This window comes from Rahnella sp. PAMC25559 (assembly GCF_050632365.1).
Classification (GTDB): Bacteria; Pseudomonadota; Gammaproteobacteria; order Enterobacterales; family Enterobacteriaceae; genus Rahnella; species Rahnella rivi.
Window position 1 is genome coordinate 3,110,803 of record NZ_CP192543.1, and the last position, 18,099, is coordinate 3,128,901.

Here is an 18,099-nt window from a genome sequence, read left to right on the forward strand (position 1 = left end):
ATATTTGCATTAACGCTGGGTAATTAAACAACTCCCGTCCATCAGACCTTTTACATCACATTATTTCTGCTATATGAGCAGAAAGCAGCAAAGCATTTCTATATTTATCACCTGCACCGGATAACTTATTTTAGCGGTAAGTCATTCGCCCACGAAAAGAAATCCAGGCGTTTACATTTTGGAGTTGATTACAATGAATAAGCTCACCCCGGTTCTTAAACCGCTCACGTTGCCCAACGGCGCTGTGCTGAAAAACCGTTTACTGATGGCACCGATGACCACCTGTACCGGCTTCTACGACGGCACGGTGACCAGTGAGCTGGTCGAGTATTACCGCGATCGCGCTGGCAGCATCGGCACTATCATCGTTGAGTGTTGCTTCATTGATCGTCTGGGACCGGCGTTTCCCGGCGCGATTGCCATCGACAGCGACAACAAAATCGCCGGTCTGAAAAAAATCGCCGACGCCATCAAGTCAAAAGGCTCTAAAGCCATTTTGCAAATTTACCACGGCGGCAGAATGGTGGAGCCGGAGCTTATCGGCGGCAGAACGCCCGTCGCACCCAGCGCCATCGCCGCGCCGCGTGAAGGCGCGACCACGCCTAAAGAGCTGTCCGGTGAAGAAGTTGATGTGATGATCACCAAATTTGGTGATGCGGTGAACCGCGCCATCAAAGCCGGTTTCGACGGCGTGGAGATCCACGGCGCCAACACTTACCTGATCCAGCAGTTTTACTCGCCGAACTCCAACCAGCGCACCGACAAATGGGGCGGCGACCGCGATAAGCGAGCCACATTCCCGCTGGAAGTGCTCGAGATCACCCACAAAATGGCGAAGCGTTTCGCCGACGACAACTTCATTATCGGTTACCGTTTCTCGCCGGAAGAGCTGGAAGTGCCCGGCATCCGGTTTGACGACACTATGTATTTGCTGGAAAAACTCGCTGCGCGCGGGCTGGACTACGTGCATTTCTCCGTCGGCCAGTTGCTGCGTCCTTCTATCGTAGACACCACCGACCCGACACCGCTCATCACCAAATACCGCGCCATGCGTTCTGAAACGCTGGCAAAAGTGCCGGTGATTGGCGTTGGCGGCGTGGTTAACAAAGCGGATGCGGAGAAAGGGCTGGAGTACGGTTTTGATCTGGTCGCGGTAGGCAAAGCGTGCATCGCCTATCCGGACTGGGCCGACCGCATTATCAACAACGACCATCTGGAACTGTTCATCGACAGCAATAAACGCGAGGCGCTGAACATTCCTGAGCCGTTGTGGCGCTTCTCACTGGTTGACGCCATGATCCGCGACACCAGCGTGACAGGCCGTAAATATAAAGCCGGCGTATATCAGGAAAAAGTGGAAGCCGAAGCGCTGAAGCTGAAAATCAGCGTTACGCTCGATACCGACCGTATTACCGATATTACTCTGGTGAAAGATGACACCCTCGACGTCGATTTCACCACCACCTTTGAACAGTTGCGCACACGTATTCTGGTTGCCAACAGCCCGCACGTTGATGCCATCACCGGCGCGACCACCCAGAGTGAGGCGCTGAAAAAAGCCGTTTCCCGCGCCTTAACCACCTCCAGCAAAGAGCACGTGATTGAAGAAGGCGGCAACCCTCAGGCACCGCAGAACTTCGATGTGGTGATTGTCGGCAGCGGCGGCGCAGGTCTGGCGGCCGCGATCCAGGCGCATGATGAAGGCGCGCACGTCGTCATTATCGAGAAAATGCCTACCATCGGGGGCAACACCATCAAAGCCTCTGTGGGGATGAATGCGGCAGAAACCCGGTTCCAGAAACTCAAAGGCATCGAGGACAGCAAAGAGCTGTTCTATGACGAAACCCTGAAAGGCGGCAAGTTCAAGAACAACCCGGAACTGCTCAGGGAGTTCGTTGAGCTGGCACCGGAAGCCATCGAGTGGCTGGCGGCGAAAGAGATCGAGCTGAACGATATCACCATCACCGGGGGGATGAGCATTGACCGTACCCACCGTCCGCAGGACCGCTCGGCCGTCGGCGGCTTCCTGATCAGCGGTCTGGTGAAAAACGTCAATAAGCGCGATATCGAAGTGCTGCTCGAAACCTCCGTGGCCGAAATCCTGTATGAAAACGGCGCAGTGACCGGCGTGAAAGTGGTCGATGAATACAACGACAGCCGTATTCTGAATGCCAAAAGCGTGATTGTGGCGACCGGCGGTTTCAGTGCTAACCGCGAAATGGTGGTGAAATATCGCCCTGAGCTGGACGGCTTTGTGACCACTAACCATAAAGGCGCCACCGGCAGCGGCATCGCCATGCTGCAAAAAATCGGGGCGGATACCGTCGATATGGGCGAGATCCAGATCCACCCGACCGTTGAACAAACCACGTCATACCTGATTTCTGAATCCATTCGCGGCGGCGGGGCGATCCTGGTGAGCCAGGCGGGCAAGCGTTTCTACAATGAAATGGAAACCCGCGACAAAGTCTCGGCAGAAATCATCGCGCTGCCGGAGAAAAGCGCGTGGGTGATCTTTGATGAACAGGTGCGGGCAAACAACAAAGCGGCTGACGAGTATATCGCCAAAGGCTTTGTACTCAGCGCGCCGACGCCGGAAGAGCTGGCGGTGAAGCTGAACATGAACCCGCATGATCTGGCCGAAACGCTGGAACGCTACAATCTGTTCGTGGTGGCCAAAAAAGACGAAGATTTTGGTCGTACCACTGCGCTGCGTCATCCGCTTAATCAGGGGCCATTCTTTGCCATCCGCATCGCGCCGGGCGTGCATCATACGATGGGCGGCGTGGTCATCAACACTGACACGGCGGTGCTTGATAGCCAGAAACAGCCGATTACCGGGGCCTGGGCGGCCGGTGAAGTGGCGGGCGGTATCCACGGTGCAAACCGCATCGGCGGTAACGCGGTGGCCGATATTATCATCTTCGGTATTCTGGCGGGACGAAACGCGGCCGCGCTGGCGCGGGGATAAATTGATAAGGTGAACAATGAAAAACCACGCTCCGGCGTGGTTTTTTTATGACGGGGCAAAACTGCCTGTGCCCGCCGCACAAACAAAAACGTCCACCCGGAAGGGCGGACGTTTTCAGACGTTCCGGGCGTTTATCTTAACCGCTTAACGGTAGACCAGACCCACGATGGACGCCGACAGCAGGCTGACCAGCGTCGCGCCGACCAGCAGGCGGAAAGCGGCACGGGCCACCATGTTGCCCTGAACTTCTTCGATACTTTTCACCGCACCGGCAATAATACCGACGGTAGAAATGTTAGCGAAAGACACCAGGAAGACGGACAGGATCGCCACGGTGCGGGGCTCGAGATGCGCAACCAAATCTTTCATCTGCAACATCGCCACGAATTCGTTGGCGACGATTTTCGTCCCCATGATGCTGCCTGCGGTGAGGGAGTCCTGGCTGACAATGCCGGTTAACCAGGCGATCGGGTAGAACAGATAACCGATGATGTCCTGGAAGCTCTTACCAAAACCGCCCATGAAGATGGCATTGATCATCGCCAGCAGGGCGTTGAAACCCACCAGCATGGCTGCCACGATCATCGCCATTTTGAAGCCCGCCATGATGTACTCGCCCAGCATTTCTACGAAGCTGTGTTTCGGTACATTGAGTTTAGGCATTTCGTTATCCGCTTCATCGGAATACGGGTTCACCACCTGTAAAACGGCAAAAGTGGACAGCATATTCAGGATCAGCGAAAGCATCACATAACGCGGCTCAAGCAGGGTCATGTAGGAACCGACAATCGACATGGACACGGTGGAAATGGCGGTCGCCGATAATGTATACATGCGACGTTCATTCAGGTGCGGAACAATATCTTTAATAGCGATAAAGTTTTCAGACTGACCGACCAATAAAGAACTCACGGCATTAAATGATTCCAGGCGTGGCATTCCGTTAATCTTAGATAACAGATAACCGATCCCTTTAATCATTAGCGGTAATATACGCAGGTGCTGGAGAATACCAATCAGCGCGGAAATAAAGATGATTGGACATAATACGAATAAGAAGAAGCTGAACTGATTATCATTAACCAGACCGCCGAAGACGAAATCAGTCCCTACACGCGCGTAGCTCATCAGGTTAGTGAACACGCCGGAGAGGCCGGAAATCAGGTAAACGCCCGCCTGGCTGTACAGCAGAACCCAGGCCAGCACGATTTCGATCACCAAAATTTGCACGACGTAGCGCAGCTTAACACCGCGTTTGTTGTAGCTAATCAACCAGCCAATACCGAATATCATTATAAGGCTAAGTAAAAAATGCAATATATTTGACGTCATCGAGATTCCAATGGATGTGAGTGGTGTTTTAAAGCGCGAACTATAACAGCAACCTCACAAAACTCATTCTATTTTTTCATTCCGTTGCGCACAGGTAATCGATTGCGTTCAAAAAAGAAACAATCGGCGTCGGCTATTTAAAATAACGCACCGAAGTGGTGAGATTTTTATTACCACGCACTCATTTGGTGACAGGAATTATATTATGCAGTGCAATTTCCCCTGAAATACTGCCGGCACATCGCGGGGCTGGCCTTCTTATTTTACCGGCATATCAGCGTGCCGGGCGCTTTCGGGGATCAGCCAAACGCAGCGTTTAATGCTTTGATAAAACTGCGTATTTTTACCGTCTGCCGTAAGCCGGGTGATGTCAGAACGTGCATCGGGCGCGAAGGGCATGCGTAATCTGGCAGCACCTGAATCAGCCGTCCGGCACTGATTTCACCTCTTAATACGTCTTCCGGCCCCTGCGTCACGCCGTAGCCTTTGATTGCGGCGTGCAAAAGCGCTCGCCAGTCGTTGGACCGGAAGCGGCCTTCGGGGTGAACTTCCCAGGTTTTTCCGTCTTTTAAAAACAGCCAGCGGCAGGGCGATTGCGGCGACCAGACGCCATACACCAGGCAGGCGTGAAGCGCCAGGGCATCCGGTGTCGCCGGGGTGCCGTGCTGTGCGAGATATTCCGGCGAGGCGCAGGCAATCAGGCGGTAAGGCCGCAGCGGATGGGCAATCAGCGGGCTGTCTTGCAGTTCACCGATGCGCACAATCACCTCATAACCCTCCTCGATCGGATCAACCCGGCGATCGGTCAGCGTCAGCTCGACCTGTGTGCCGGGATACTGATCCAGATATTGCGTAATAAAAGGCGCCAGCATGGAGGCACCAAACGTCACCGGAGCATTGACGCGGATAATACCGGAGGGGGTGGCCTTCATTTCCATCGCGATGGCATCTGCTGCCTCGGCCTCCGCGAGCACGATTTTACAGCGTTCATAATAACTGCGGCCAATGTCCGTCAGGCTCTGGCGACGGGTAGTGCGATTGAGCAGCGTGGTCCCCAGCCGCAACTCCAGCCGGGAAATATGCTTCGCCACCATCTGCGGGGAGAGGCGCAATGCCTCCGCCGCCGAAGCGAACGACCCCAGCTCGGCGGCTTTGACGAAAACATTCATGCTGGTCAGTCGGTCCACGATTCACTCCTGTTTGTTGTTTGTCTGTGGCGATAAAGAGTATTTATCAACTCCGGGTGTCGAATTATTCTTAACCTTTTGACCAACAATTGAAAGGTGAAATCATGAAAATCGGCATTATCGGCGCAGGGTTTGTAGGACGTGCGGTGGCAAAACTGGCGATCAAGGCCGGCCATCAGGTCATGCTCAGTAATTCACGGGGGCCACAGACGTTGTTCAGTCTCAGGCCGATGCTCGGATGCGAAATTGGCACAACCACGGAAGCCGCGCTCTTTGGTGACATTGTGGTGATTGCCGTGCCGCTGACCGCCATCGGGCAACTTCCGGCGGAAGAGCTTGCGGGGAAATCACTCATTGAAGCCGTGAATTATTATCCTGAACGCGACGGGCAGGTGCCTGAACTTGATTCGCAGTCCACGACGACCAGTGAATACCTGCACAGTTTTCTGCCACTTTCTCACATCACCAAGGCCTTCAACGCCATTCAGATGACGGATCTTGAAAGCGACGGTCTGCCTGCCGGTGACCCGGCACGTCGCGCATTGCCACTGGCCGGTGACGATGAGGCAACGAAACGTCTGGTCGCCGGGCTTTACGATGAATTTGGTTTTGACGCCTTCGATGCAGGTGCACTTTCCGAAGGCTGGCGCTTTCAGCGCGGCATGCCGTGTTATTGCGTGCGGATGACCACAACGGAACTGAAAAAAGCCATAGAGAATGCGCAGCGGCCAGAGCCGGTTTAACGGGAAATGAGGGAGAGTGTGCCGGGCAGGCAGTGATGTGCGTTGTTATTACCGGGGTTCTTAATTCATTAGCTTAATAAAAAATCCACGCCTAAACGTGGATTTTTATTTTTAACCTGTGCTCTGGTTTACTTAATTTCAGTCACGAAGTTTTCACGGCTGCGACGGACTTTTTTCAGGTTTACCAGCCAGTCACCTTCGTGGGCACGGTATCCCAGCGGCAGCATGACGACGCTGCGTAAGTTCTTCGATTTCAGATCAAGGATTTCATCAACGACGGTAGGATCAAACCCTTCCATCGGCGTGGCGTCGACTTCTTCAAACGCGGCGGCGATCAGCGCAGCACCCAGCCCGATGTATGCCTGACGGGCAGCAGCCTGATAGTTGGCTTCGGTTCCACGATCGGCGACGATGCCTAACAACATCTGACGATAGTTCTCCCAACCTTCATTTTTGAATCCACGGATGTCATTGGTCAGATCGAACATCATATTCACCCGCTCTGCGGTGATATCGTCCCACGCCGCGAACACCAGCAGGTGAGAACAGTCGGTGACCTGCGCCTGATCCCAGGCCACGGTTCTGATTTTTGCGCGGATATCCGGGTTGGTCACCACGAAGAGTTCAAAGGGTTGCAGCCCGCTTGAGGTTGGCGCCAGGCGCACGGCTTCTACAATACGGTCGATTTTTTCGTCAGAGACACTTTTCGTCGCATCAAATTTTTTGGTCGCGTAGCGCCATTCCAGTCTTTCGTTTAAGGTCGTCATCTTGTTTTCCTGAAGGATAAATGCAGAAGCAGTGCGTTGATACGATGGGGGTTTCAGTCTCCCAGCGCGTGGAAGATAATCGCATGATCCGATGGCGAAATTTTATGAATTTGAGCCCTGCGGCGGTATTCCGTGATGAAGGCCCGGCATATCCTTACGTCGTTATCCCGGAATTTGCCACGGTGACCTACATGAAAAATGAAGGCCCTGATAACGATGCTGTTATCAACATGCCACCGGGGCAAATGCCTGCCGATTTCTTTGATGGCAAATAATCTTCCCAACCAAACGTTTGGATATGTCATCTTCTGAACGTCAGCGTGACTCAGCAGTGTTTCGCACTGTCTGAGCGGGCATTACCGTCCTGGACGGAAATGCCCGGCTAATTGAATTTACGTCCTCAAAATCCAGCACGCATACTATTTCCCTTCCCCAGACGGGTATGCCGTAAATAATGATGAGCGCGGGCTCCGCGTCCCTTATTCAGCATTTCCAGGAAGAGGGCTTCTTCGAATTCAGGCCGCAGAATGGCAACAGAAAAATCTTATTCTACACAATGTAATGAATATGTTTTTTGCCATGATAAGGGGAGATCTCAATTTTGGTTTCCACCCGAAAAACATCCCGCAGAAGTGACTCTGTCAGTATTTCATCCGGTGTTCCTCTGGCAACAATTTCGCCTTGTTGCATAATAATCAGTGCATCACAAAACATCGACGCATGGTTGAGGTCGTGGATAGCAACAAGGCTGGTCACCGGTAATTCGCTGATCAATTTCATCAGCTGAATCTGGTGGTGAATATCCAGATGATTTGTCGGTTCATCCAGCAGAATTTCGGTGGGTGACTGCGCCAGCGCTCTGGCAATATGTACGCGCTGGCGCTCGCCCCCGGACAGACTTTGCCAGCCCTGATCACCGTGATCCAGCATGCCCACTCTTTCCAGTGCGCCATTGACGGTTTCATCATCATGGGCGCTCCAGTTAGAAAAGGGTGTGTGGTGGGGGATACGGCCCAGTTTTACGACATCGCGAACGCGCATATTCACTTCCGTCATCCCGTGCTGCTCTACGAAGGCAATGCGGCGGGCCAGCTGCTTTTTAGCTGTCTGACTGATGTCTTTGCCATCCAGCGCGACACATCCGGAGTGAGGGCGGCGTAATCCTGCCAGGAGGCGCAACAGTGATGATTTCCCCGAACCATTCGGACCAAGCAGACCCACGGTTTCGCCACGGTTAACCCTGAGAGAAACGTCGTTGACGATGATTTTTTTCCCTACCTTCCAGGTCACGTTTTCCGCGCTGATACTCATCACTTACTCCTCGAGCGGTAGATAATAATGGCAAAGAACGGCACGCCAACCAACGCAGTGACCACGCCGACAGGCAAGCTTTGCGGCGCAATCAGCAGCCGCGAGGCGATGTCCGCCAGCACCATCAGAATGGCGCCTGCTAACGCACTGGCAATCAGCAATACTCTGTGCAGCGGGCCAAAGAAGAATCGCATAACGTGGGGGACAACCAGGCCGACAAAGCCGATGGAGCCCGCCATACTGACAATGGTTGCAGTGATAAGCGCAGTGGTGGTGAACAGGATAAACCGAACCCGCGGGACAGAGATCCCCAGCGAGGCCGCAGCGTCGTCACCAAAAGTGAACGCGTCCAGCGCGCGGGAATAGAAGAGGCAGAGCGCTAAACCCAGCATGACAACGATCAGCACTAACTGAAACTCCGGCCATCGCACGCCGCTAAAGCTGCCCAGCAACCAAAACATGACGTCGCGTGCCTGTTGAGCACTGGCGGAAGTGCTGATGGTGTAAGCGGTAATCGCGTTAAAAAGCTGCGAAGCGGCTACGCCCGCCAGAATGGTGCGATCGTTGCCACCACGTGCGCCGTTGCTCAGAAAGGTCACAAAGGCAAAGGCCGCGAAGGTCCCGGCAAAGGCGCCCATGGAAAGGGAGATGGACCCGGTGCCGATGCCGAGCACCACCACAGACACCGCGCCGGTTGAGGCTCCGGCTGAAACCCCCAGCACATAAGGTTCTGCCAGGGCATTTTTAAGCAGGCTTTGCAGTACCGCACCGCAGATGGCCAGCCCGGCCCCACAGCAGGCAGCCACCAGGGCTCTGCTCAGACGAAAATCCCAAATGACGCTTTCATAAATGCGACTCAGCGGGACATCGGTCATCCCGGTTTTATTCCCGATAGCCTGGAACACGCTTGTCATCGGGATCGACAGCTCGCCGACGCTGACCCCAAAGGCAATCACCAACACCAAAAGCAGCACGGAGAGAACACACGAGGACGTCAGGATCAGCCTTTGTCGTGTGGGATGAACTGCTGAGGCCATTAATTCAGCCCCATTTTTTTAAGCTGTTCGCCAACCTGCTCAGCGCCGTAAAGCGTGCGGATAGTCGGGTTCATTGCCTGCCCGTCCATGACGACAATATGATTTTTTCGCACGGCATCCAGCTGGCTGACGGCAGGATCGCTTTTGAGGAATTTGATTTTTTCCTGTGCGTTATCAAGCGCCCAGCGGTTACGGTCGAGGCTTGAAACAACAATCACATCCGGGTTTGCCGCAATAATGCTTTCCCAGCCGACGGTTGGCCATTCCGTTTCCGATGTTATGGCGTTATGACCGCCTAACACATTGGCGATAAATCCTGATGCACTGTTTTTACCGCCAACATACGCATCAGAGGAAGGTGAGGCGCTGGAAAACCAGAAGACAAAAGAGAGATTTTTAGGGTTTTTACTGAATGCCTGACGCAGGGTGGCTTCCCGGTTTTTAAAGTCGGCGATGAGCACCTGACCGCGATCTTCAACGTTGAAAATAGTGGCCATATCCTCGATTTCTTTATACAGATAGGTCATGTCCCACAGCTTCTGGCGGCTGCCATACATATCGCCAATGTCTTTTTTGGTCGCACACATTCCCGGAGACATATAGCTATTTACGCCGACGGCATCAAAATCTGCTCTCTTGGCGACTTTACTTTCCGGCCCCAGCAACAAGGGTAACTGTGCGGGGACAAAATCAGGATCCTGAGCCAGGATGGATTCCAGTGTAGGGATTTCGACCGTCAGGGTTTTCACTTTAGCGTTTTTTTCAGCCAGCGACGGCAGGACTTTCGATGGCCAAAATGCGCTTGCGATGACCTTATCCTGTAACCCTAACAGCAGCAGAATTTCGACGGTGTTTTGACCTAACGCGACAACGCGCTCAGGGGCTTTGGTGAAAGTGAGCTTATAACCACAGTTGTCGAGGGTTAACGGGTAGGTGGTCGCGAAAGCGGGGCTTAACGAGGCGCACAGCATACCCGCAGCGCAGAGGATTCTTTTCATGCAACATATTCCTTCACTGAAATCATTTATTTGAATGGTGTGATAGTTACCGCTCGCAATGATAATGAAAATTATTATTGAAGCGATACTTATTTGAGTTCAGTGAAGTGACAACCCGCCGGGAGGAGGCAAGTAGCGTAAAAAATAGCCTTAGCGGAGGCTGCTTCCCTTTACCAGACGGCCTGATAATTTGACGAAGTGTCTGTCTGTGCGGTGTTATCCGTTGAGAACCAGAGACATGTCCGGGTACCGGGCGCACATAAAATCGACGAATGCGCGAACCTTTGGGGCCGCAAGCCGCCTTGAGGTATGCAATACCCAGAGTGCCCGATCCGGACCCGACACGATGCCCCACTGAACCAATTCGCCACGGGCAAGCTGGCTCCATGCGATGGACTGCGGGATCAGGGCCGCACCGCCGCCGGCGATAGCCGCATCCCGGACCATCAGTAATGATGAGAATCGCAGTCTGGGAACCGGCTCCAGCATCAGTTCGCCTTCATCCAGCGCCCAGTGAGTGGGCTGAAAACCCGACGTGACAATGGCGGGCACTGACCTTATTGCACCGGGGAGCGGCCTGGTGAGTTGGGGCGCTGCCACGACAACTAACCTGTCTCTGGCGAAACACCTTCCGACTAAATTGCTGTCGGGGCTCGGGTTGATGCGGATCGCGACGTCAAACTGTTCCTCGACGAGATCTACCATGCGATCTTCCGCCACGATTTCAATTTCAATTTCAGGGTAGGCCGCACAAAATTCGGCTCCAATGCGCCCCATTGCAAGGTGGGAAAATAGGGCGGGAGCGGCGACGCGCAAACGTCCACGAGGGGTCGAAACACCGTCACCGACCGCCGTCATGGCTTCGGTCATCTCACTCAGCAGGCCTTCAGTCCGTGACATCAGCGTCGCGCCGGCTTCGGTAAGCTTCAGACCGCGAGCGCTGCGCTCAATCAGCCTCACACCCAGTTGCTCCTCAAGATCGGCGATGCGTCGCGATAATGTGGCTTTGGAAATGCCGCTCGCACGGCTGGCCTTCCCCAGCCCCTCATTGGTGGCGACGAGTATAAAATCGGACAGCGCGTTCAGGTTCATGGTGTTCCATTTATGAGACAAGGTATCTCTGTTTTATGGTCTTTGTTTATTTATTGCAACGGAATACTGTCTCGTTATCAACACTGGCAACGAGGAATTGCAATGAACAACACACAACGCGCTGTACTGATCAGACGCTTCGGCGGGGCTGAGGCGGCGGAAGTGGCCGGGATCGACATACCAGAACCGGGAGAAGGTCAGGTTCTGGTTCGGGTTCTGGCCGCGGGCGTGAACGGCATTGACTGGAAAGTTCGCGAAGGCCAGGTCCGGAATGCCTTTCCGCTCCCGCTCCCTATTATTCTGGGCGCTGAAATGGCGGGCGTTGTCGTCGCTGCCGGAAGCGGTGCCTCTCGCTTTCATGCCGGCGATCGGGTCATGGGCGCAATGGGAGGGCTGGGCGCCTACGCGGAATTCGTGGCAATCAATGAAGCAAGCCTTTCCCCGACACCGGAAGGTCTGGGAGATGTTCATGCTGCCGGCATCCCTGTCGCCGCGGTCGCGGCCTGGAACAGCTTACATCACGCAGGATCACTCTATGAGGGCCAACGGATCCTCATTCACGGCGCAGCCGGCGGACTGGGGGCTTATGCAGTGCAGTTTGCCAAACGCGCCGGTGCCGAGGTCTTTGCCACGGCGGGCCCGGCAGATCTGGATTTCGTGCGCGGCCTTGGGGCTGATCATGTCATTGATTATCAGTCACAGCGTTTTGAGGACGTTGCCCGGAACATAAATCTGGTGCTGGATTATGTCGGGGGAGACGTGCTGGATCGCTCCTGGCAGGTTTTGGCCGCGGATGGCGTCATCACGGGCACCACCTCACCGGACATTCTTTCCCGCAAACCGGCTAATCGCCGGGGACTCTGGTTTATGAACAAGCCCGACCCCGTATTGCTCGAGACGCTGGCGAAAGAAGTCGCCAGCGGCACGCTTCAGTCCAGAATTGGCGGCATCGTGGGATTCGCCGATCTTCCCGACGCCATCGAACGTCATCGCACGGCCTCCCGGACCGGGAAAGTCGTTGCAGATTTTTCACGTTAATCTTTCTTTGTATTTACAGGAGTCAACTATGAGCATTCTCGTTACAGGTGCCACGGGCACGGTGGGTTCACTGATCATTCAGAGGCTGGCTGAGGCCGGTGTCGACGCTAAAGCCCTTGTCCGTCAGGCAGGAAAACGTGAATTCCCCGCAGGGGTCACGGAGGTCGTTGCAGATCTGAGCGATGTCGCTTCAATGCGCGCGGCATTGTCATCCGTACGCACGCTATTTTTGATCAATGCGGTCACGCCCGACGAGGTGACGCAGGCCCTGATCGCGCTCAATCTGGCTCGCGAGGCGGGCATTGAACGTATCGTCTACCTGTCTGTCATTCATTCTGACAAGTTCACTAACGTGCCGCATTTCACCGGCAAGCATACGGTTGAACGCATGATAGAAAGCCTTGATATACCTGCCACCATTCTGCGTCCGGCTTACTTCATGCAAAACGACCTTATGGTGCAGCAGACCATTCAGAGCTATTCACTCTATCCAATGCCGATCGGATCGGCTGGCGTCTCGATGATTGATGCACGGGATATCGCGGATGTCGCTGTGGCTGAGTTGCTGCGACGCGACAGAGCCACGTCTGCGCTGGAACGCGTCACGCTGGAACTGACCGGGCCGCAGCCGCTCACCGGCGCATCCGTTGCGCAAATCTGGAGTTCCGTTCTGGGCAGAGAGATCACCTATGGCGGTGATGATGTCGCCGCTTTTGAAGAACAGCTCACCTCATATTCTCCGGGCTGGCTGGCCTACGACATGCGCCTGATGATGGCGGGTATCCAGATGCACGGCATGCACTCAGCAGAGGGAACGACGGCAAAGTTACAATCCATCACAGGGCATCTGCTGCGCACCTATGAAGACTTCGTACGCGAATCTGTCGCAGGGAACTAAAACAGCAGGCACCGGGGCGGTTTACTGCCAGGCAGATAGCCGCCCCGATCTGATTATGCCTGTCTGCGTTTCAGGCCAGTAACGACGGCCAAAAGTAAGGCTGCAATCGCTAAGGCACAGGCCAGCCAAAGGGTGTCTGTTAACGCGAATGTATCGACGATGTGGCCTCCGGCCCATGCTCCCAGCGCAATCCCTGCATTAAATACACCGACATACAGCGCAGCCGCGATCTCCATGGCGCGGGGTGCGGCTTTTATCATCCAGGTCATCAGTCCGACAGAAAGCCCGCCGTAAGCCAGCCCCCAGAAGACGAGGACGGCACCTCCGCCCGTGACTGATTGCCCCGCAGTAATGAACAGCAATGGTGTTAACACCAGTCCTGTCGCGATCACCATCAGCGTGATAGTCGTATGGCGTGCGGCGGTGATACCCGCCAGAAAGTTGCCGGCGATACCGGCAATACCGTAGGCAAACAGGATGGCTCCTGTCCATTGCGCATCAAATCCTGACACGTCGGTCAGCAGCGGGCGCACAAAGGTAAAGGCCATGAAATGGCTTGTCACCAGCAACAACGTCAGAAGCAAGCCCGCTTGTATTTTGCGGTTGCCAAGTTGATCCATGAACTGGCTGATGTTAGCGGAACCCGCCACGGGCAGCGCCGGAATGACCGCAAGGTGGAGTGCCAGCACCAGTGCGCTGAACATTGCCATGATGGCAAATGCCCAGCGCCAGCCGATGACGTCGCCAATAAACGCCCCCAGGGGCACGCCCAGTACCGAAGCCGCAGCAACACCGCCAAAGATAATGGATGTCGCCAGGCCAGCCGCGCGCTCCGGAACCAGACGCGATGCCAGACCGCCCGCGATGGCCCATACTCCGCCCATGCAGAAGCCAACCAATATCCGGGCGGCCAGCATGATCATCAGGTTCGGTGCCAGCGCGCAGGCAAGGTTTGCTATCACCAGCAACGCCAGCAGACCGCAGAGTATCCGGCGACGATCTATTGCGCCCGAGGCAATGACCACAAAGGGCGCGAATAAAGCAGCCAGCAATGCTGGCAGGGAAATCATCAAACCCGCATGGCCTGTGGTGATACTGAGCGTCCCGGCGACAGACGTCAGTAAACCCACCGGCAGCATTTCGGTCGTGACCACAGAGAATGTCGCCAGACCCACAGCGAGAACGGGCGTCCACGATGCGCGAACAGATGTCATGGTGGAAAATGTATTCATCATTCAGATCCTGTAATGTGCACCGCGCTCAGGCGCGACTGTCCTGCTTTGGCAGGGTTAAATGACTTAAAAGTGCCATAAGCACCACCCCGGCTCCGGCACATAAGGCGACGTAGGATCCAGCCCGCGCTCCGGCGTTATCCACCACCTGACCGGCAATGACGGCCCCCAGCGCAACGCCCACGTTCAGCCCGGCCAGCAGCCAGGTCATGCCTTCTGTTAACTGATTTTCTGAAACCTGGCGTTCAACCAGCGACATGGCCACGATCATGGTCGGGGCGAAAAACAGGCCTGCCATCAGGAGGGCCATCGCTAACGCCGTAAGATTCGTGACCAGTATCAGCGGGAGAGTGGTGGCGGCGGTGGCCAGCCCGCCCAGCCACAACAGCCGGTGAAGTGGGGTTTTCAGCCTGACTGAGCCATACAGCAACCCGGATACACACGACCCGGCTGCATAGGCTGATAACACCAGGCTGGCCGCAGCCGGGCGGCCGAGCTGTTCCGCGAAAGCGACGCTGACGATATCAACCGTACCGACAATGACCCCCATCGCCACCATAAGCAGCGTCAACAGTTGCACGCTTGTCATTCGGATGACCGAACCCGAGCCAGATATGGCGGAACCGGCCGCGACAAGGGGAGGCTCTGTCCTGCGCTGCATCACCAGAGCAAACACGCCGACAAACAGCAAGAGCGCAGCGAGCATCAGACCCGCCTGGGGAAACAGCGTAACGGAAAGGCCGATTGAGAGGGGCGGTCCCACAATGAACGTCAGTTCATCAAGCACCGTTTCAAGTGAATAGGCTGTCTGCAAACGGGGCTGCCCCCGGTACAGCGCCGTCCAGCGGGCCCGTACCATGGCAGACATGCTGGGCATAAATCCGGCCAGTAAAGCGCCTAAAAACAGGAGCGCATCAGTGACGTTCCAGTGAGAACCCGCCATCAGGATAAATAACCCGGTGATGCTGATCACCGTAGCCGCAGGCAAAACGCGGCGTTGCCCATAACGATCGACATACCGGGAGATCTGCGGAGACAAAAGGGCGTAGGTCAAAACAAAGGTGGCGGAAACCGCACCCGCCAGGGCATAGCCGCCGCGCTGCTGGGATAACAGCGTGATAATGCCGATCCCCGCCATCGGCAACGGGATCCGTGCGAGGAGTCCGGCAATGACAAAATTGCCGGTTCCAGGTTCAGTAAAAAGGTGTCGGTACAGAGTAGCCATTTTCTTCTCCGGTAGTATTTGCTTGCCATGACAACCACGCGCAGTGACAATACATACAGCGCGTATGAATAGAATCCTATATACATACGCGGTGTTTGTAAATAATCATTCATTCCGTATGTAAGGAGCAAAACATGGTTCGCCGTACCCGTGCCGAGATGGAAGAGACACGAGCCACATTGTTAGCGACGGCCCGTAAAGTCTTTTGCGAATATGGCTATGCTGAAACCTCGATGGATGATCTGACTGCGCAGGCAGGGCTGACCCGTGGTGCGCTTTATCATCACTTTGGTGACAAAAAAGGGTTGCTGGCGGCGGTCGTGGAGCAGATTGATGACGAGATGGATCAACGCCTGCAGGCGATTTCTAATAATGCCGGGGAGCCGTGGGAGGGTTTTTGCCACCGCTGCCGGGCTTACCTTGAGATGGCGCTCGAACCTGAATTTCAGCGCATTGTTTTGCGCGATGCAAAAGCGGTGCTGGGCGGTTCCTCACCTGAATCGCAACGCCATTGTGTTGAATCCATGCAAAGCCTGATTCGCAATCTGATTCAGCAAGGTGTCGTTGAGGACGTTGACCCGGAGGGACTGGCTTCGCTGATTTACGGCAGCCTGGAAGAAGCAGCGTTTTGGATTGCCGACGGTGATGATAGCAAGACGAGGTTGGAACAGGGCATTACCGCGCTCAACCTGCTGCTTCGCGGATTGCGACGTGTCGGCTGAAACGCATTTTCATTGGGTGCTGCGCGTTTACGCAGCAATCTCAATTAGCTATTTGGTTTACGAAGTTGTGCTTACGGTGCCCTCCCGGCAGAAGCTGGCAAGAAACATCAATTGGCATCATTTCTGAATGGGCAGCAATTTCGACTAAAGGAAGAATTAATGTCACATTCATCATCAAGAAGAAAAGTTTTAGACATAGAAGGCCTTCTTGCGCACAGGGCGTCACACGCACGGAGTTGCGCTAACCACGTAGCGAATAGATTGGGAATCACCCGAAGCGAGCTATTGATGAAGGTTGAGAAAGATACAGGCGCAAGTCTGATATCGCCGCTTACAGAAGATGAGTTAATGAAAGCGTTTCATTACATGGAAAACCTTTAGGAGCGATTACTATGAGTGAGGAGCGGAAGTTCGCAATTGTTCTTATATTGTCGTGTTTTAATTAACGGGGAGTAGGTCATAGTTTCACCAGATCGCGGGGCTTTATCTGCTATGAATTCACGCGGTGTTAATCCTTACGGTTATGGCGCCTCAAGCATGCCCTTCCCACCTGATAATAAATCAATCTAAGTTTAAACAGACAAGGCACAACATGGGATTATTAAAAGCAGGACTTCGCACCGCGAATGCCATCGTCACACTCGGTGGATCGTTGGAATTAGAGCATGCGAAAGCAAGTTTCGAATCCACTCATGCTACCTACAAAATAACGCATGACGAAGTAACGCAAATAAAAACCAAGATTGATAATCACATTAGTGAGTTGGGTGACATGCTAAAAACCGTAAAAGCCAGACTGGATCATATCGAGCAAGTGCTAGAAACCGCGCCCCTCTCTCTAGATAAACAGTCACGGCCAATTGTATGTGCATCGCAAAGTATTGAGCGATTTAATCAACAGTATTCCGGCGTACTCAGTATGGGATTTGGTGGGGTTGTGGGTGGTTCAATGGCATTGGGCGCGTGGGCGCTTGTTTCAGCCATTGGCACCGCGTCTACCGGTACGGCCATCGGCGCGTTGTCCGGTGTCGCAGCAACCAATGCGACACTTGCCTGGTTCGGAGGTGGTGCGCTTGCTGCGGGCGGAGCGGGAATGAGCGGCGGTATGTTGGTACTGGGGGGTATCGTCGCGGCACCCATTATCTATTTCGCAGCCAAAGGTGCCTGGACCAAAGCTCGCGCTTTTCATGACCAAGAAGTACTCGTTGAGCAAGAGCATGAAAAACTGCGCGCACTAAAACCTGAACTTGAGAAGCAATATAACGACGTATTAGCGTACACCGTTCAATTAAATCGCCATTGCCATACATGGTTTGAACAAATGGATAATGGGTTAGCGATTCTTTACCCTTGGGGGAAATTCAGTATTTTTTACCGGGACTTGCTGCATATTATCGGTATTAAGTGGAAAAAGCCTGATCATCTGGCGGCCATTGAAACCATGAATCAACAAACCGTTCATTTTTTGCATTTTTTCCAAAACGAAAACCCGTGAACCTCTCCCCCAATAATTAATTCAGTGCGGACTTTGCAAATTCAGCTTCTG

At 54.2% G+C, this 18,099-nt stretch carries 16 protein-coding genes; 7 read left to right on the forward strand and 9 right to left on the reverse strand.

Annotation, left to right across the window (positions count from 1 at the left end):
- Nucleotides 1–193: 193 nt before the first annotated feature.
- Nucleotides 194–2,971, forward strand: a complete 2,778-nt coding sequence (locus ACQZQY_RS15595; protein ID WP_056777777.1) for a flavocytochrome c — start codon at nt 194–196, stop codon at nt 2,969–2,971.
- Between the two features lie 144 nt (nt 2,972–3,115).
- Here ACQZQY_RS15595 and ACQZQY_RS15600 read toward each other — a convergent pair whose 3' ends face one another.
- Nucleotides 3,116–4,264 carry a NupC/NupG family nucleoside CNT transporter gene (locus ACQZQY_RS15600; protein ID WP_274388796.1) on the reverse strand — a complete coding sequence of 383 codons (1,149 nt, stop codon included), beginning with the start codon at nt 4,262–4,264 and terminating at the stop codon, nt 3,116–3,118.
- 338 nt (nt 4,265–4,602) lie between these two features.
- On the reverse strand, nt 4,603–5,490 hold the full coding sequence (locus ACQZQY_RS15605) for a LysR family transcriptional regulator (RefSeq protein WP_056777769.1): 888 nt from the start codon (nt 5,488–5,490) through the stop codon (nt 4,603–4,605).
- Between the two features lie 104 nt (nt 5,491–5,594).
- On the opposite strand from ACQZQY_RS15605, the gene ACQZQY_RS15610 reads away from it, so the two are divergent.
- Entirely contained in the window at nt 5,595–6,233 is a 639-nt protein-coding gene (locus tag ACQZQY_RS15610; RefSeq protein WP_431295956.1) for an NADPH-dependent F420 reductase, read from the forward strand.
- 128 nt (nt 6,234–6,361) lie between these two features.
- Here the strand turns inward: ACQZQY_RS15610 and ACQZQY_RS15615 are convergent, their stop codons facing one another.
- The gene (locus ACQZQY_RS15615) at nt 6,362–7,000 is read right to left on the reverse strand and encodes a nitroreductase family protein (RefSeq protein ID WP_183847005.1); all 639 of its coding nucleotides are present in this window, start codon (nt 6,998–7,000) and stop codon (nt 6,362–6,364) included.
- 83 nt (nt 7,001–7,083) lie between these two features.
- Between ACQZQY_RS15615 and ACQZQY_RS15620 the strand changes: the two genes are divergently transcribed.
- Nucleotides 7,084–7,275, forward strand: a complete 192-nt coding sequence (locus ACQZQY_RS15620) for a phenolic acid decarboxylase (RefSeq protein ID WP_321186537.1) — start codon at nt 7,084–7,086, stop codon at nt 7,273–7,275.
- Between the two features lie 274 nt (nt 7,276–7,549).
- Here the strand turns inward: ACQZQY_RS15620 and ACQZQY_RS15625 are convergent, their stop codons facing one another.
- The 4 genes from ACQZQY_RS15625 to ACQZQY_RS15640 form a co-directional block, all read right to left on the reverse strand.
- Nucleotides 7,550–8,311, reverse strand: a complete 762-nt coding sequence (locus tag ACQZQY_RS15625) for an ABC transporter ATP-binding protein (RefSeq protein ID WP_431295957.1) — start codon at nt 8,309–8,311, stop codon at nt 7,550–7,552.
- On the reverse strand, nt 8,311–9,348 hold the full coding sequence (locus ACQZQY_RS15630) for a FecCD family ABC transporter permease (RefSeq protein WP_431295958.1): 1,038 nt from the start codon (nt 9,346–9,348) through the stop codon (nt 8,311–8,313). The genes ACQZQY_RS15625 and ACQZQY_RS15630 overlap by 1 nt, the downstream gene beginning before the upstream one ends.
- Complete coding sequence (locus tag ACQZQY_RS15635) at nt 9,348–10,346, reverse strand: ABC transporter substrate-binding protein (protein WP_431295959.1); 999 nt, start codon at nt 10,344–10,346, stop codon at nt 9,348–9,350. The genes ACQZQY_RS15630 and ACQZQY_RS15635 overlap by 1 nt, the downstream gene beginning before the upstream one ends.
- Before the next feature lie 216 nt (nt 10,347–10,562).
- Nucleotides 10,563–11,438, reverse strand: a complete 876-nt coding sequence (locus ACQZQY_RS15640) for a LysR family transcriptional regulator (RefSeq protein WP_431295960.1) — start codon at nt 11,436–11,438, stop codon at nt 10,563–10,565.
- 102 nt (nt 11,439–11,540) lie between these two features.
- Here ACQZQY_RS15640 and ACQZQY_RS15645 point away from each other — a divergent pair, with 102 nt between their 5' ends.
- Entirely contained in the window at nt 11,541–12,476 is a 936-nt protein-coding gene (locus ACQZQY_RS15645; protein ID WP_431295961.1) for an NADP-dependent oxidoreductase, read from the forward strand.
- 28 nt (nt 12,477–12,504) lie between these two features.
- Nucleotides 12,505–13,374 carry an NmrA/HSCARG family protein gene (locus ACQZQY_RS15650; protein ID WP_431295962.1) on the forward strand — a complete coding sequence of 290 codons (870 nt, stop codon included), beginning with the start codon at nt 12,505–12,507 and terminating at the stop codon, nt 13,372–13,374.
- A gap of 53 nt (nt 13,375–13,427) precedes the next feature.
- Here ACQZQY_RS15650 and ACQZQY_RS15655 read toward each other — a convergent pair whose 3' ends face one another.
- Nucleotides 13,428–14,606 (reverse strand): MFS transporter, encoded by a 1,179-nt coding sequence (locus tag ACQZQY_RS15655; RefSeq protein ID WP_431297198.1) that lies wholly within the window; start codon nt 14,604–14,606, stop codon nt 13,428–13,430.
- Between the two features lie 28 nt (nt 14,607–14,634).
- Nucleotides 14,635–15,831, reverse strand: coding sequence for an MFS transporter (locus ACQZQY_RS15660; RefSeq protein ID WP_431295963.1), 1,197 nt, complete (start codon nt 15,829–15,831; stop codon nt 14,635–14,637).
- 134 nt (nt 15,832–15,965) lie between these two features.
- Here ACQZQY_RS15660 and ACQZQY_RS15665 point away from each other — a divergent pair, with 134 nt between their 5' ends.
- Nucleotides 15,966–16,553, forward strand: a complete 588-nt coding sequence (locus ACQZQY_RS15665; protein WP_136377079.1) for a TetR/AcrR family transcriptional regulator — start codon at nt 15,966–15,968, stop codon at nt 16,551–16,553.
- Between the two features lie 592 nt (nt 16,554–17,145).
- A complete protein-coding gene (locus ACQZQY_RS15670; RefSeq protein ID WP_431295964.1) occupies nt 17,146–18,048 on the forward strand; it encodes a hypothetical protein in 903 nt (300 codons plus the stop codon).
- Nucleotides 18,049–18,099: the final 51 nt, after the last annotated feature.

What these genes read in the sequence shown, in the direction of transcription:
- ACQZQY_RS15660 (WP_431295963.1), bottom strand. Translation starts at nt 15,831, where the DNA reads ATGGCTACTCTGTACCGACACCTTTTTACTGAACCTGGAACCGGCAAT.
- ACQZQY_RS15635 (WP_431295959.1), bottom strand. Translation starts at nt 10,346, where the DNA reads ATGAAAAGAATCCTCTGCGCTGCGGGTATGCTGTGCGCCTCGTTAAGC.
- ACQZQY_RS15620 (WP_321186537.1), top strand. Translation starts at nt 7,084, where the DNA reads ATGATCCGATGGCGAAATTTTATGAATTTGAGCCCTGCGGCGGTATTC.
- ACQZQY_RS15630 (WP_431295958.1), bottom strand. Translation starts at nt 9,348, where the DNA reads ATGGCCTCAGCAGTTCATCCCACACGACAAAGGCTGATCCTGACGTCC.
- ACQZQY_RS15665 (WP_136377079.1), top strand. Translation starts at nt 15,966, where the DNA reads ATGGTTCGCCGTACCCGTGCCGAGATGGAAGAGACACGAGCCACATTG.
- ACQZQY_RS15645 (WP_431295961.1), top strand. Translation starts at nt 11,541, where the DNA reads ATGAACAACACACAACGCGCTGTACTGATCAGACGCTTCGGCGGGGCT.
- ACQZQY_RS15600 (WP_274388796.1), bottom strand. Translation starts at nt 4,264, where the DNA reads ATGATATTCGGTATTGGCTGGTTGATTAGCTACAACAAACGCGGTGTT.
- ACQZQY_RS15615 (WP_183847005.1), bottom strand. Translation starts at nt 7,000, where the DNA reads ATGACGACCTTAAACGAAAGACTGGAATGGCGCTACGCGACCAAAAAA.
- ACQZQY_RS15640 (WP_431295960.1), bottom strand. Translation starts at nt 11,438, where the DNA reads ATGAACCTGAACGCGCTGTCCGATTTTATACTCGTCGCCACCAATGAG.
- ACQZQY_RS15650 (WP_431295962.1), top strand. Translation starts at nt 12,505, where the DNA reads ATGAGCATTCTCGTTACAGGTGCCACGGGCACGGTGGGTTCACTGATC.
- ACQZQY_RS15610 (WP_431295956.1), top strand. Translation starts at nt 5,595, where the DNA reads ATGAAAATCGGCATTATCGGCGCAGGGTTTGTAGGACGTGCGGTGGCA.
- ACQZQY_RS15625 (WP_431295957.1), bottom strand. Translation starts at nt 8,311, where the DNA reads ATGAGTATCAGCGCGGAAAACGTGACCTGGAAGGTAGGGAAAAAAATC.
- ACQZQY_RS15670 (WP_431295964.1), top strand. Translation starts at nt 17,146, where the DNA reads ATGGGATTATTAAAAGCAGGACTTCGCACCGCGAATGCCATCGTCACA.
- ACQZQY_RS15595 (WP_056777777.1), top strand. Translation starts at nt 194, where the DNA reads ATGAATAAGCTCACCCCGGTTCTTAAACCGCTCACGTTGCCCAACGGC.
- ACQZQY_RS15655 (WP_431297198.1), bottom strand. Translation starts at nt 14,606, where the DNA reads ATGAATACATTTTCCACCATGACATCTGTTCGCGCATCGTGGACGCCC.